Below are 13,912 nucleotides of genomic sequence, written 5' to 3' on the forward strand. Positions count from 1 at the left end.
GGGGGGGGGGGGGGGGGGGGGGGGGGGGGGGGGGGGGGGGGGGGGGGGGGGGGGGTGGGGGGGGGGGGGGGGGGCCCGGGGGGGGGGGGGGGGGGGGGGGGCCCCCCCCCCCCCCCCCCCCCCCGCCGCGCTGCGGCCGATCATCCACGCGCACGCCGCCGACACCACGCCCGCGAACAGAACGTACAGGCAGATCTGCCACGGCTCGCCGCCGCCCGACTTCAGCAGCGCGGTCGCGATGATCGGCGTGATGCCCGAGGCGAAGATGCCCGAGAACTGGTAGACGAAGCTGATGCCCGTGTAGCGCACCTTGGCGTCGAACAGGTCGCAGAAGAGGGCGGCCTCCGGCCCGTACACCGACGCATACAGGATGCCGAAGGGCACGATGATCGACAGCCATATGAGCAGCACGCTGCCGCCGCTGTGCGTCATGAGCCAGAAGCCCGGGAATGCCGAGACGGCCGTGATGAGCGAACCCCACATGTACACGCGCGGACGCCCGAGCCGGTCGGACATGCGCCCGAAGAAGGGAATCGCGAAGCACATCACCACTGCCGCGGCCATCACGCCCAGCAGCGCCTCGGTGCGGTTGATCTTGATCGTGCTCGTCAGGTAGTTGATGGAGAACACGCCGAAGATGTTGAAGAACACCCCGTCGATGTAGCGCGCGCCCATGCCCTTGAGCACGTTGCCGGGGTAGCGCCGGATCATGTCCATGAACGGAATGCGCAGCTCGGCGTTGCGGGCCTTCACGGCCGCGAACTCCGGCGTCTCCTTCACGTGCAGGCGGATGTACATGCCCACCATCACCATCGCGCCGGATATCAGGAAGGCGATGCGCCAGCCCCACGACAGGAACTGCTCGTCGGTCAGCAGCCACGACAGCAGCGCCACCACGCCCGAGGCCAGGCACAGGCCGATGGCCAGCCCGATCTGCGGCAGCGAGGCATAGAAGCCGCGCTTTTCCTTCGGCGCGTATTCATACGCCATGAGCACCGCGCCGCCCCATTCGCCGCCCAGGCCTATGCCCTGCGCCACGCGCAGCAGCAACAGCAGCAGCGGCGCCGCGATGCCGATCTGCGCATAGGTGGGCACCAGCCCGATGAGGAAGGTGGCCACGCCCATGATCATCAGTGTGATGACGAGCATGCTCTTGCGGCCGATCTTGTCGCCGAAGTGGCCGAAGATCACGCCGCCCAGTGGCCGCGTGACGAAGCCCACCGCGAAGGTGGTGTAGGCCAGCAGGGTCGACACCACCGGGTCGCTGCCCGGGAAGTAGAGCTTGTTGAACACGATGCCGGCCACCACGCCGTACAGGAAGAAGTCGTACCACTCGATGGTGGCGCCCACCAGGGCCGAAACCACCACCCTGCGAATCGCTTTCTCGTCGCTTGCACTCATGTCTGTCTCCGATGAGGTTTGTCGTGGCGGTCTCTGCGGACCGTGGGGTTCGAAACGGGAACTCAGTGCGCGGCCGCTGCCGCTCTCGCGTCCTCTCTGATCAGGTCGACGGCCTTCTCGGCCATCATCACGGCGGGTGCGTTGGTGTTGCCCGACACCAGCGTCGGCATCGCCGAGCAGTCGATCACGCGCAGCCCCGCCACGCCGTGTACGCGCAGGCGCGCATCGACCACGGCGAGAGCGTCGCTGCCCATGCGGCAGGTGCCGGTGGGGTGGAAGATGGTGGCGCCGTTGTTGCGGCAGAACTCCAGCAGGTCGGCGTCGCTCACCGCGCCTGGGCCGGGCTTCACCTCGCGCTTCACGTAGGGGCGCATCGCGGGAGAGTCGGCGATCGCGCGTGCGGCCTTCACGCCGGCCACGGTGGTCGCGCGGTCGAGTTCGGTAGAAAGATAGTTGGGCTGCATCTCGGGCGGCTCGGCCGCGTCGAGCGAGCGGATGCGCACGTGGCCGCGCGACTCGGGCCGCAGCTGGCACACCGACATCGTGAAGCCCGAGTACGGATGCACCTTGCCGCCCGCCATGTCGGCCGAGAGCGTGGCGACGTGGAACTGGATGTCGGGCGTGGCCGCCACCGGCCGGCCTTCGGCATCCTTCAGCGCGCGCATGAAGCAGCCGCCCTGGTTGATGCCCACGGCCAGCGGGCCGGTGCGGTGCAGCAGCCATTCGAGGCCCATGCCCATCTGTCCGAACCAGGAGTTGAGCTGGTCGTTGGTGGTGATGGGCTTGCTGCATTCGTAGCCCAGGCGGATCTGCAGGTGGTCCTGCAGGTTCTCGCCGACGCCGGGCAGCTCGTGCTGCACCGGGATGCCGAAGCGGTCGAGCAGCACACGCGGACCGATGCCCGAGAGCTGCAGCAGCTGCGGCGACTGCAGCGAGCCGGCCGACAGCAGCACTTCGCCGCGGCAGCGCGCGGTCTTGAGTTCCCCGCCCTGGCGGTAGGTGACGCCGGCGGCGCGCGTGCCGTCGAACAGCAGCCGCTCGGCCATGGCCTCGGTCTCGATGCGCAGGTTGGGCCGCCGCTTCACCGCTGGCGTCAGGTAGGCCTTGGCGGTGCTGCAGCGCCAGCCCCTGTGCGTGGTCAGCTGGTAGTAGCCGGCGCCTTCCTGCTCGGCGCCGTTGAAGTCGTCGGTGCGCGGCACGCCGGTCTGTCCGGCGCCCTCGATGAAGGCTTCGATCAGCTCGTGCTTCGCCGTGATGTCCGACACCTTCAGCGGCCCCTCGCCGCCATGGAAGGCGTCGCCGCCGCGCTGGTTGCCTTCGGAGCGGATGAAGTAGGGCAGCACCTCGTCGTAGCTCCAGCCGGGGTTGCCGAGCGCGGCCCAGTGGTCGTAGTCCTCGCGCTGGCCGCGGATGTAGATCAGGCCGTTGATCGAACTGGAGCCGCCCAGCGTCTTGCCGCGCGGCCAGTAGATGCGCCGGCCGTTCATGTTCGGGTCGGGGTCGGTCTCGAAGCGCCAGTTGTAGGTGGGGCTCCACATCGTCTTGCCGTAGCCGATGGGTAGGTGGATCCACAGCGACCGGTCCGCCGGGCCGGCCTCGAGCAGCAGCACCCGCGTGGCCGGGTCTTCGCTGAGCCGGCCGGCGAGCACGCAGCCGGCGGAGCCCGCGCCGACGACGATGTAGTCGAACTCTTCTTCAGGCATGCAATGGTCCCAGGGAGGTTCTGGAAAGGCGAGCGCCCTCGTTCGAACCGATCCTAGGCCATTGATTTTCGGAACGCAATGTTCCGTTTTTAACGTTTACCCGCATGCCGCACGTCGGCGGCACGGGTGCGGACTCCTTGGCGCTCGCGCCGTCTTACGCCGGACCGCTTTCGGCGGCGAGTCGAAGAGCCGGTTCCACGGCCCGCCGCGGACGCCCGCCCTGGCGCGGGTCGCCGACCCGAAAGGCCGAGACCGCATGCGCCAGCTGCTCGACCTGGAAGTTCATGCTCTGGGCAGCGGCCGCGCTCTGCTCGACCAGCGCGACGTTCTGCTGCGTGGCCTGGTCCAGCTGCATCACCGCTGCGCTGACCTGCGCGACACCGGCGCTTTGCTCCGAGCTGGCCGTACTGATCTCGCCGACGATGTTCGCGACCCGCCTGATGGAATCGACGACCTCCGCCATGGTGGCTCCCGCGCGGTCGACCAGCGCCGAGCCGGCCTCGACGCGATCGACGCTCGCGCCGATGAGGGCCTTGATCTCCTTCGCGGCATCGGCCGATCGGCCCGCGAGACTGCGCACTTCGGAGGCGACGACCGCGAAGCCCCGGCCCTTCTCCCCCGCGCGCGCGGCCTCCACGGCGGCGTTCAGCGCCAGGATGTTGGTCTGGAACGCGATGCCGTCGATCACGCCGATGATGTCGGCGATCCTCCTGCTGCTGTCGTTGATGCTCTTCATCGTCTCCACCACCTGCACGACGACCTCGCCGCCGCGCATCGCCACGCTGCTCGCGCCGTTGGCGAGCTTGTTCGCCTCGGTGGCGCTGGAGGCGTTGCGCCTGACGGTGGCGTTGAGTTGCTCCATGGAGGCGGCAGTTTCCTGCAGCGAGGACGCTTCGGCTTCGGTCCGCCGGGAAAGGTCGTGGTTGCCCTGCGCGATCTCGGAACTCGCGACCGCGATGTTGTTGGCGCAGGAGCGGACCTGACCGATCAGCCTCACCAGCTGGCGCTGCATCGCGACCATCGAGGCGAGCACGCTGCCCTGCGGCGCCTCGTGCGCGCCGTCGATCTCGCCGAGGTCGCCGTCTGCGACCTTGTGGGCCGCCACGCTGAGCATGGCCGGCTCCCCACCGAGCGCCGAGAAGAGTCGGCGCGCGATGAAGACGCCAAGCGCTACCGCCGCGAGCACCGCGAACGAACTCAGCGTGAGCAGCAACGTCAGCTGCCGCGAATAAGCGGAGGCCGAAGACTCGACATCCTTCTGCGAAATTTCCGCGTTGTAGTCGGCGTATTCGACCGAGGCGAGCAGAAGCTGCATGAGCAAGGGCCTGCACACCGTGTTCATTCTTTCGATCGCCTCCTCGCGTTTTCCGGCGGCGGCGAGCTCGACGATCGACAGGGCGACCGGCAGATATTCTTTTTCGATCCTTTCCATCTTTTCGAAGATGGCGCGTTCGCGGTCGGTGACGTCTGCGCCCGTGTCGAGCGCTTTTTTTAGTTCCTTCAACGCGGACCCCAGCTTCTCGTTGCTGCCGACCGCCATCGCCTTGGCTCGGTCTCGCTCCGCGCCCGGGGCCACCAGCACCATCTCGCGCACGCCGATGGCTCGGCGGCTTGCTGCAATGCTGATCTCGCTGGTCAGCGTCTTGCGGTGCGCGATGCCGGCGACGTAGCTGGAGAACCGATGATCGGCTGCATTCAGCGAGCGCAGGGCCAACAGGCTGACGAGCAACACCAGCAACGCGAGGATCGTGAAAGTCCCGGCGAGCAATTTCCGGGTCGAGAAAGTTTTCATAGGTCCGGTATCAGGAGTAGAAAAAAACGAGAGCGCAAGGAGCGCCGGCGGAATTGCCGATTTCTTCAATCGCGCACCAATTCCGTGCTTTTCTTTTCGGATGCAATTGCCATTTCTTGAGGTCGTGCACAGTCTTTTTTTTGATTACAAATTCTTTAAATTTGTTGGCAAATATTGCCAATTCTTTCTCCGGTGATTGCGCCGATGCGTCCCTGAGCCCTTTAAGCGGCAGATGGGAACAGCACAGGCAATGCGAGAGCCGGGCGGTGGAACAATCGCCGGTAGGCCTCCTCTCTCACGGCCATCGGTTTCTGCAACGACTTTCCTTCGCAAGGTTCATCCGCATGCCACGTTCCGCGCGCGCATCCGCCGCAGTGATTCCCACCGCAGCCCCCATTCAGGACGAAGCGGAGTCCGCCGGCCTCTCCGGTTCCTCCGCCGAGCGCAGCCTGCGCCTGCTGGCGCTGCTCGCCAGTGAAGGCCGGGCTCTCACGCTGGCCGACCTGGCCGCGCAGCTCGGCCTGCCCAAGGGCACGGCACACCGCATCTGCACCCAGCTGCTGGCCACCGGCTTCCTGGCCCGCGACGTCGACGAGCGCTCCTTCACCGTCGGCCCCGCGCTGCGGCGGCTGGCCTTCGACACGCTGAACCACGGCGTGGTGCGGGGGCTGCGGCACGAGGTGCTGTCGGCGCTGGTGCGCCAGGTCGGCGAGACCTGCAACCTCACCACCCTCGACGGCGCGCAGGTGCTCTACCTCGACCGCGTCGAGGCGCAATGGCCGCTGCGCCTGACGCTCGACGTGGGCTCGCACGTGCCGCTGCACTGCACGGCCAGCGGCAAGCTGTTCCTGGCGCAGATGCAGGCCAAGGAGCGCGATGCGTTCATCGACGGGCTGCCGCTGGAGCGCATGACGCCCAACACCATCACCAAGGCCGCGGCGCTGCGCGCCGAATGCGAGGCGATCGCGAAGCAGGGCTACTCCTGCGACCGCGAGGAATTCATCGCCGGTCTCGTGGCCGTGGCCGTGCCGGTGCGCGATACGGCCGGCGCGGTGCGCGCCGCGCTGGCCGTGCATGCGCCCACGGCACGCATGTCGATGGACGACGCGCTCGGGCGCATCGATGCACTGAAGGCGGCGGCGCAGAGGATGGCCGGGCTGCTCTGACTTCGGCTTCGGCTTCGTCAGCTTCGAGTGGGCGCGCAGCTGCAGAATCCGCCGCTCGCGACCAACGCAAGAGGAAGAAAGACGAACGCATGCCCAACGCCGCCAAGACCATCCGAAGCTTCAACGCCGGGCGCGATCCCGAAAGGCTGGCGATGAAATACGCCAACCTGCGCTTCAGCCCCTTCGTCTTCCTGCGCGGCACCTGCCACCTCTTCTACGACCGCCTGCCGGCCGGCGGGCTGTTCTCCAAGGCGCCGGCGGCATGGCTGTGCGGCGATGCGCACCTGGAGAACTTCGGCAGCTACAAGGGCGACAACCGGCTCGTCTACTTCGACCTCAACGATTTCGACGAAGCCGCGCTCGCGCCGGTGACATGGGAGCTGGTGCGCTTCCTGTCGAGCATCCTGGTGGCGGGCGAGGGCCTGTGCAAGAGCACCGCCGACGCGGACGCCCTGTGCAAGACCTTCCTCGACTCCTATGCGGGCGCGCTCGTGCTTGGCAAGGCCCGCTGGATCGAGCGCGACACCGCCGGCGGGCTCGTCAGGGACCTGCTCGACACCCTGAAGGCGCGCACCCGCCCCGCGTTCCTCGACCGGCGCAGCGACCGCAAGGGCCGCAGACGCTCCATCCGCTGCGACGGCAGGCATGCGCTGCAGGCCACCGAGGCGCAGCGCGAACGGGTCACCAGGCTCATCGACAACTTCGCCGCCTCGCAGCCCAACCCCGCCTTCTTCAGGGTGCTCGACGTGGCCCGCCGCATCGCCGGCACCGGCAGCCTGGGTGTGGAGCGCTACATCGTGCTGATCGAAGGCAAGGGCTCGCCCGACGCCAATTTCCTGCTCGACCTGAAGCAGGCGCAGCCGTCCTCGCTCGTGCCGCACCTGAAGAAGACCAGGCAGCCCGAATGGCCGTCGGAAGCGCACCGCGTGGTCGGCCTGCAGCGCCGCATGCAGGCCGTGTCGATGGCCTTCCTGCATCCCATCGTCGGCCGCAAGTCGTCGTACGTGCTGCGCGGCCTCCAACCCAGCGAAGACCGCGTGATGCTCGACGTGAACCGCACGCGCCTCGCCGACATCCGCGGCGTGATCGCCGAGATGGGCCAGCTCATGGCCTGGGCGCAACTGCGCAGCTCGGGCCGGCAGGGCTCCGCTATCGCGGATGCGCTGATCGACTTCGGCGCTTCGGCGAAATCGTGGCGCGGGGACTTGCTGGATGCGGCGCGTGAGTGTGCGGCGCAGGTTGTGGAGGATTGGGGGCTCTATTGCGAGGCGTATGACGCGGGGCTGATGGCTCCGCCGGCCTGACAATGCTGGGGAATTCAACGAGCCTACATACCGGATCACATCATGGCAAACGGCTTAAGCGCCACAGAAAAGAACTATCGGATTCGAAGTGAAGCTGATGGGGACGGCACCGTGTTGTGCTTCGATTCGGTGGAAGGATTGCCACACAAAATCATCGGTGATGAAGACGACAGCATGGATGATGTACTGATCGTTCTCGAGGGCCTGGAGGCGCCGAAGAGCCAGCCGACGTTGAAGGAGGGGACGGTTTACACAATCTCCAAGGTCATAGGAGATGTGGAGGTCGATGTGGCGGGAATCTACTGCGTGGAGTTCCTCCTCGACAAGGATTCGCGCCAGCACTATGTAGCGTCGGTAGGGCGGTCCTATGTGCCGGTGGTCCAGATTCTCGATGCATGGACGGAATGCGTTCCTGTGAGTTGGCGAGCGCTCAATCCTTCTTACGGAACTTCCTGGATCGACGCCTGCAGGGCCTTGTCCTCTCCTCGCGATTGGCGGCAGACGCTCGCTACAGACAATGTTGTGCTCGATGTACGAGGCTTGCGAACGCGTGACGAGTTCTATTGCTATATCGGGGAAGCGATTTTTGGCTATCGAGGTTATGCAGGCAGCTGCCTCGACGCATTCGACGAGGTACTGAAGTCCAACAATCCGGAGCGCATTTCTTTTCTGATTTCCGACGAGGCCGAGTTCGATGCGGTTCTGGAAAAGCTCACGGAACGTGCGGACTATGCCCACTTGTTCAAACAAATCCTCATAGAGGCCGGGGCGTCCTTGAGGGTCGAGTCACGGTCTATCCAATCCAGCTGACCACCGACCGCGTCACGCTCATCGCCGCCAACACAAGCAGCAGATTCAACACCAGCCGCCTGAACTGCTCCGGCGACACGCCCTTGAACGAGCGCTGCCCCCACCAGATGCCGGCGAGCATCGCAGGCGCCAGCCACAGCGCCCACTTGAGCGTGTCCGGCCCCAGCAGGTTGCCCGAGGCATGCGCCGACGAGGGCATCAGTGCCGCGCTGATCAGCGACACCACGTCGCTGAAGAGCAGCAGTGCGATCAGCGTGGCGCGCAGCGCGGCGGGGGCCATCTTCGCGGTGCTCAGCAGCACCGCGACCGCGATGCCGCCGATGGCCGCGACGCCGTTGATGAAGCCCGAGGCCAGGCCGGCCGCGAGGCGCAGGCCGCGCGTGGGCTCCAGCGCGACGTGTGCGCCGCCGCGCAGCAGCAATGCGGCGGCCATCAGCAGCACGCCGATCAGGAGGCGCAGCGGCGTCTCCGGCAGCCATGCGAGCAGCGCCACGCCGATGGGAATGCAGATCAGGTTGCCGAGCATCAGCCAGCCCAGCCATGCAAGGTCGACGTCGCGCGCGATGCCGCGCAACTGGCTCAGGCTGGCGAGGATCTCCAGCATGAAGATGGCGGGCACCACGAGCGCGGGCGAGATCACCAGCGACATGCCCGCGACGGTGATGGCGGAGAAGCCGAAGCCCGCGAAGCCGCGCACTATGCCGGCCGCGAACACCACGCAGAGGCTGTAGGCAAGCGTTGCCGGCGCCAGCGGCGGCACCAGCAGGTCGGCGGCCGTCATGCCTGGAAGAGCGGCAGCAGCTTCAGGCGCTGCACCTTTCCCGAAGGGCCGCGCGGGAGGTCCTGCACGAAGCGGTAGTGGCCTGGAGCCTTGTAGCGGCCGAGCACGGTGGCGGCGAACTCGCGCAGCTCTTCCTCGCTGCAGGCGCTGCCTTCGCGCAGCACGATGCACGCGCCGATCTCCTGGCCGTAGTGGCGGTCTGGCACGCCCACCGAGACGGCCTCGAGCACGGCGGGGTGCTTCAGCAGGGCCTCGTCGATCTCGCGCGGCGCGATGTTCTCGCCGCCCTTGATGATGAGTTCCTTGATGCGGCCGGTGACGAAGAAGAAGCCGTCCTCGTCGCGATGGCCCAGGTCGCCGGTGCGCAGCCAGCCGTCGGGCGTGAAGCTCGCGCGGGTGGCTTCCTCGTTCTTGTAATAGCCCAGCATCACGTTGGGCCCTCGAATGACGAGTTCTCCCGTGGTGCCATCGGGCACGGCCGCAAGCTGCGCATCCACCACGCCGGCCATGCAGCCCGAGGCGCGGCCCACCGAGCCGAGCTTGCGCGCGGCCGGGTCCATCGGATTGGAGAACGATGGCGCCGCCGTCTCGGTGAGACCCATGGTCTCGACGATGCCGATGCCGAACATCTGCTCGAACGCGCGCAGGTGCTCCGGTGGCAGCGCGGCCGAGGCCGAACGGCAGAAGCGGATCGACAGCGTCTGCGCGCGCGGCGGCCTGGGGCCTTCGAGCAGGTACGAGATCATGGTGGGCACCACGTTGATCCAGCTGCATTGCGTCTGCGTGGCCTGTTCCCAGAAGCGGCCGGCCGAGAACTTCGGCGGCATCGCGAGGCTGCCGCCGTGCGCCAGTGGCGCGAGCATGGTCACGGTGAATGCGTTGATGTGATAGAGCGGCAGCACCGCCAGCACGCGGTCGGAAGGGCGCAGCTGGTGCTCGATGCTGATGGCATGCGCGTTGGCGGCCAGGTTGCGCTGCGTGAGCATCACGCCCTTGGGATTGCCGGTGGTGCCCGATGTGTACATCAGCAGCGCGACGGCGTCGGGCGAGGGCGGCGGCACGTCGTCGGCGGCTTCTTCCTCGCCGGGCAGCGCATCGCCCTCCGGGTCGACCACCATCAGCTTCACCGGCCGGTCGAAGGCTTCGACGATGCCGCGCACGCGCGACTCCCATTCGGGCGCGACGCAGACCACGCGGCAGTCGGAGTGCGAGAGCACGTAGTGCATCTGCTCGGGCTGCGAGAGCAGGTTGACCGGGTTCACGCGGAATCCGCCGTGCATCGCTCCCAGGAGCAGCCGCAGCGTCTGCAGGCCATTGGGCATGACGACCGAGACGGTGTCGCCCGGCTGCATGCCGAGCCCGCGCAGCACCGCCGAGACGCGGCGGCATCCGCGCGCGAGATCGCCGCAGGTGATGTGCCGTTCCGATTCCGTGGCGCGCGCGTACACCGCGTGCGGCTGCTCTTGTGCCTGCCGCTCGATCAGCGCATGCACGGTGGTCGCGGCCGCCGTCATCTTCAGTTCGCGCCGTGGCTTGCGAAGAAGGCGCCGAAGATGTCTTCCTCGCTTGGCACCACCTCGGGAATCGGGCGCGACACGCGCGTGATGTTCAGGTAGTGGCGGTAGTTCATGTTGTCGGAGAAGTTGTTCCTGCCCCAGGTGCCGCAGCCCATCGACAGCGAGAAGGGCAGCCCGTTGTCGAAGCTGCCGCCGGTGGCGATGCAGTGCGCCTGGTCGACGATCACGCGCGACACCGGCAGCGTGAGGCCGAGCGTGAGCGCTCGATCGGGCACGGCGCTGTGCAGTCCCACCGAATGGCCCGCGCCTTCGTACGAATAGATGCGCGCCACAGCGGCGGCGGCCTCGTCGAAATCGCGCGCCGCGTACACCGCGAGCACGGGGCTGAGCTTCTCTCCGGAGAACGGGTGGTCGTGGCCCACGCCGTCCTCCGCCACCATGAGGATGCGCGGGTCGGCCTCGGCGATCGCCTGCCACGCGGCCCGGTTGGCGCCATCGACCTCGACCGCGCGTTCGGCGATGACGCGCGCAGACTGGCCGATGACGGCGGCAGAGAGCTTGCCCTCGGGCCACATCAGCTTCTGCAGCGTGGCCTTCTGCGCGTCGGCGAGCATGACGGCGCCGCGGTCCTTCAAGGCGGAGAGCATCTTCGCGCGCACCGCATCGACGACCACGAGGCTGTTCTCCGACGAGCAGCTGGTCGCGTTGTCGAAGGTCTTGGAGCGAACGATGCGCTCTGCGGCGGCTTCGACATCCGCCGTCTCGTCGACGATGCCTGCCACGTTGCCTGCGCCCACGCCGAAGGCCGGCGTGCCGCTCGCGTAGGCCGCGCGCACATTGGCCTGCGAGCCGGTGGCCACCACCAGGTCGCACAGCCGCATCAGCTCGGCGGTCGACTGCTTGTTGACCGGCGCCGGCAGCAGCTGCACCAGGTCGCGCGGCGCGCCGATGCGGTCGAACTGCTGGTGGATGAACTCGATGAGCCGCGCCGCCGTCGACCAGCCTTTCGGCGACGGTGCGACGATGACCGCGTTGCGCCCCTTGAGCGCATTGATGATCTTGTTGGCCGGCGTGGCGCCCGGGTTGGTCGACGGGGTGATGGCGCACACCACGCCCACGGGCCGCGCGATCTCGACGATGCCGCGCGCCGGGTCTTCGGCGATCACGCCGACCGAGCGTGCGCCGTGCAGGTCGCGCAGCAGGCCGAAGGTCTTGCGGTGGTTCTTGCGCACCTTGTCCTCGACGTTGCCCACGCCGGTGTCCTTGACCGCCAGCTCTGCCAGTTCGCGGTTGCGCGCCGGCTCGATGATGGCCCAGCCCGCCGCGACCACGGCGGTGTCGACCTGCGCCTGCGACCAGGTCTCGTAGATGCGCTGTGCGGCGCGGGCGCGCGCCACCAGCTCGGCGATTGGGGAGGGCGGAGAGGGATTCATTGAGTTGGCCATGGTTTCGTCGACTTCGATATCTCTTCATTCGGGGAACACCGCGGAACCGGCTTTGCCGGGCCGCTGGTGTTGCGCCCTGGGTAGGAGGTGGCGCAGCGACACGAAGTGCGCGCAGCCTGGGGCGAGCTCAGTCCACCTTGATGTTGGCTTCCTTGGCGAGCTTCTGCCAGCGGACCAGTTCGGCGGTCACGACCTTGCCGAGTTGATCGGGCGTTCCGCCCACGCCTTCGCTGCCCTGGGCGAGCAGCTTGTCGCGGATCTCCGGCTCCTTGACGACGGTGTTGATCACGCGGTTGAGCCTGTCGATGGCGGGCTTAGGCGTCTTGGCGGGCACGAAGACGGCGTACCAGGAGTCGACGTCGAAGTCGGCGATGCCGGCCTCCTGCATCGTCGGCACGTCGGGGAAGGCTGCGCTGCGCCTGGTGGTGGATACGGCGAGCGCCTTGAGCTTGCCGGCCTTCACGAACTGCGCGGCCGCGGGAATCGACACCCACAGCAGCGGCACCTGCCCGCCCATCACGTCGGTCACGGCCGGGCCGCCGCCGCGATACGGCACGTGCGTCATCTGCGTGCCGGTGCGCAGCTTCAGCAGCTCGCCCGCGAGATGGCCGGGCGAGCCGTTGCCCACCGAGGCGAAGGAGATGCTGTCGGGCTTGGCCTTGGCCAGCGCGACCAGCTCTGCCACGGTGTTCGCCGGAAACTGCGTGTTGGCCACCAGGATCTGCGGCAGCGAGGCGACCATGCCCACGGGCGCGAAGTCCTTCGCGGTGTCGAAGCTCAGCTTCGCGTAGATGGCCGGGTTGATGGTGTGCGACGAGAGCGTGAAGAGCACGGTGTAGCCATCCGCTGGCGCCTTCGCCACCAGCTCGGTGCCGATCGAGCCCGCCGCGCCGCCGCGGTTGTCGATGAGCACCTGCTGGCCTAGCAGTGCCGAGAAGCGCTCCTGCACGATGCGCGCGATCACGTCGGTGCCGCCGCCGGGCGGGTAGGGCACGACCAGGCGGATCGGCTTGGTGGGGTAGTCGCCGCCGCTGTCCGCCTGCGCGGCGAGGGGCGATGCAAGGGCGGCGAAGGCAGCGAGAGCCAGCATCCCGGCGCGATGCCAGGGGGCGAAGAGCAACTTCATTCGGGTCTCCTTCTCTTTATGGTGGACATCGGCGACGGTCCGGCCGCTGCAGCGCCCACGCGATAGCCCAGCGTCACGCTGGCATCGCGCGCGCAGGCCATCAGGTGGTCGGCCAGCCCGCGTGCCTGCGTGCGCGCGAAGCGGATCGAGGGCACGCTCATGCCGATGGCCGCCACGGCCTCGCCGCGTGCATTGAGCACGGGCGCGCCGAGGCCGCATACGCCGATGCGCCATTCCTCGCGGTTCTCTGCATAGCCGCGGGTGCGGGAGCGTTCCAGTTCGTTGAAAAGGGTGTCGAAGTCGGTGATGCTGTTCCTGGTGTGCGCCTCCAGCGTGCCCAGGCACTCCTGCAGCGTCGGCACGCCGAGGCCCGCCGCGGCGAGAAGCGCCTTGCCCGAGGCCACGCAGTACGCCGCCGCGCGGCCGCCGATGCGCGAGTAGGCAGCCACAGGCAAGGGGCTGTCGAACTTGTCGAGGTAGACGATCTCCGCGCCGTCGAGCACCGCGAGATGGATGGTTTCGCCCGTGGCCTGCGACAGCCGCGCGAGGTGGGGGCGCAGCAGCGAGCCGATGTCGGATGCCTCGGAGACCATCGCTCCCAGCTCGAAGAGCCTCAGGCTCGGCCGGTAGGCGCTCGTCTCCGGGTCCTGCACGGCCCAGCCGCACTCGACCAGCGTCTGCAGCGTGCGGTGCGCGTTGCTGCGCGCCATGCCGAATGCCTGGGCCAGTTCGCTGACGCGGCAGCCGCGCTGCTGGCGCACCATCCATTCGAGGGCGGCGAGGCCCTTGGCAAGCGTCGAGTCCATGGGGCTGGGGTCTTCATTGGCGTTCCAAATAATGGAACGGCGTTCTTGATTTTGAAACGCA

General features: G+C 67.7%; 11 protein-coding genes. 3 read left to right on the forward strand and 8 right to left on the reverse strand.

From position 1 onward, the window contains the following. The 3 genes from FHY06_RS31930 to FHY06_RS31940 all read right to left on the reverse strand — a co-directional run. Window positions 1-1,401: MFS transporter (locus tag FHY06_RS31930; protein WP_260310815.1), on the reverse strand; the 1,401-nt coding region annotated here is incomplete at its 3' end. A 62-nt stretch (window positions 1,402-1,463) separates the two neighbouring features. Further along, complete coding sequence (locus tag FHY06_RS31935) at window positions 1,464-3,104, reverse strand: GMC family oxidoreductase (protein WP_184607414.1); 1,641 nt, start codon at window positions 3,102-3,104, stop codon at window positions 1,464-1,466. 154 nt (window positions 3,105-3,258) lie between these two features. Continuing rightward, on the reverse strand, window positions 3,259-4,965 hold the full coding sequence (locus FHY06_RS31940) for a methyl-accepting chemotaxis protein (protein WP_260310816.1): 1,707 nt from the start codon (window positions 4,963-4,965) through the stop codon (window positions 3,259-3,261). Window positions 4,966-5,240: 275 nt separating this feature from the next. Between FHY06_RS31940 and FHY06_RS31945 the strand changes: the two genes are divergently transcribed. From FHY06_RS31945 to FHY06_RS31955, 3 genes are all read left to right on the forward strand, one after another. Next, entirely contained in the window at window positions 5,241-6,062 is an 822-nt protein-coding gene (locus tag FHY06_RS31945) for an IclR family transcriptional regulator (protein ID WP_184607415.1), read from the forward strand. Between the two features lie 89 nt (window positions 6,063-6,151). After that, window positions 6,152-7,366 carry a DUF2252 domain-containing protein gene (locus FHY06_RS31950; RefSeq protein WP_184607416.1) on the forward strand — a complete coding sequence of 405 codons (1,215 nt, stop codon included), beginning with the start codon at window positions 6,152-6,154 and terminating at the stop codon, window positions 7,364-7,366. Between the two features lie 42 nt (window positions 7,367-7,408). Beyond that, window positions 7,409-8,176 (forward strand): barstar family protein, encoded by a 768-nt coding sequence (locus FHY06_RS31955; protein ID WP_184607417.1) that lies wholly within the window; start codon window positions 7,409-7,411, stop codon window positions 8,174-8,176. On the opposite strand, the gene FHY06_RS31960 is transcribed toward FHY06_RS31955, so the two are convergent. From FHY06_RS31960 to FHY06_RS31980, 5 genes are all read right to left on the reverse strand, one after another. After that, window positions 8,160-8,957, reverse strand: coding sequence for a sulfite exporter TauE/SafE family protein (locus FHY06_RS31960; RefSeq protein WP_184607418.1), 798 nt, complete (start codon window positions 8,955-8,957; stop codon window positions 8,160-8,162). The genes FHY06_RS31955 and FHY06_RS31960 overlap by 17 nt on opposite strands. Further along, a complete protein-coding gene (locus tag FHY06_RS31965) occupies window positions 8,954-10,471 on the reverse strand; it encodes an AMP-binding protein (RefSeq protein WP_184607419.1) in 1,518 nt (505 codons plus the stop codon). The genes FHY06_RS31960 and FHY06_RS31965 overlap by 4 nt, the downstream gene beginning before the upstream one ends. Before the next feature lie 2 nt (window positions 10,472-10,473). Next, window positions 10,474-11,919, reverse strand: a complete 1,446-nt coding sequence (gene sauS / locus FHY06_RS31970) for an acylating sulfoacetaldehyde dehydrogenase (RefSeq protein WP_184607420.1) — start codon at window positions 11,917-11,919, stop codon at window positions 10,474-10,476. Between the two features lie 127 nt (window positions 11,920-12,046). Continuing rightward, window positions 12,047-13,045 carry a tripartite tricarboxylate transporter substrate binding protein gene (locus tag FHY06_RS31975; protein ID WP_132801170.1) on the reverse strand — a complete coding sequence of 333 codons (999 nt, stop codon included), beginning with the start codon at window positions 13,043-13,045 and terminating at the stop codon, window positions 12,047-12,049. Further along, a complete protein-coding gene (locus FHY06_RS31980; RefSeq protein ID WP_184607421.1) occupies window positions 13,042-13,851 on the reverse strand; it encodes an IclR family transcriptional regulator in 810 nt (269 codons plus the stop codon). Before FHY06_RS31980 ends, FHY06_RS31975 begins: the two co-directional genes overlap by 4 nt. Window positions 13,852-13,912: the final 61 nt, after the last annotated feature.

It is taken from the genome of Variovorax atrisoli (genome assembly GCF_014195185.1).
Classification (GTDB): domain Bacteria; phylum Pseudomonadota; class Gammaproteobacteria; order Burkholderiales; family Burkholderiaceae_C; genus Variovorax; species Variovorax atrisoli.

Bases quoted from the DNA above. Each gene is read 5' to 3' on its own strand.
- FHY06_RS31980 (WP_184607421.1), bottom strand. From the start codon at position 13,851: ATGGACTCGACGCTTGCCAAGGGCCTCGCCGCCCTCGAATGGATGGTG.
- FHY06_RS31975 (WP_132801170.1), bottom strand. From the start codon at position 13,045: ATGAAGTTGCTCTTCGCCCCCTGGCATCGCGCCGGGATGCTGGCTCTC.
- FHY06_RS31945 (WP_184607415.1), top strand. From the start codon at position 5,241: ATGCCACGTTCCGCGCGCGCATCCGCCGCAGTGATTCCCACCGCAGCC.
- FHY06_RS31955 (WP_184607417.1), top strand. From the start codon at position 7,409: ATGGCAAACGGCTTAAGCGCCACAGAAAAGAACTATCGGATTCGAAGT.
- FHY06_RS31965 (WP_184607419.1), bottom strand. From the start codon at position 10,471: ATGACGGCGGCCGCGACCACCGTGCATGCGCTGATCGAGCGGCAGGCA.
- FHY06_RS31935 (WP_184607414.1), bottom strand. From the start codon at position 3,104: ATGCCTGAAGAAGAGTTCGACTACATCGTCGTCGGCGCGGGCTCCGCC.
- sauS (WP_184607420.1), bottom strand. From the start codon at position 11,919: ATGGCCAACTCAATGAATCCCTCTCCGCCCTCCCCAATCGCCGAGCTG.
- FHY06_RS31950 (WP_184607416.1), top strand. From the start codon at position 6,152: ATGCCCAACGCCGCCAAGACCATCCGAAGCTTCAACGCCGGGCGCGAT.
- FHY06_RS31960 (WP_184607418.1), bottom strand. From the start codon at position 8,957: ATGACGGCCGCCGACCTGCTGGTGCCGCCGCTGGCGCCGGCAACGCTT.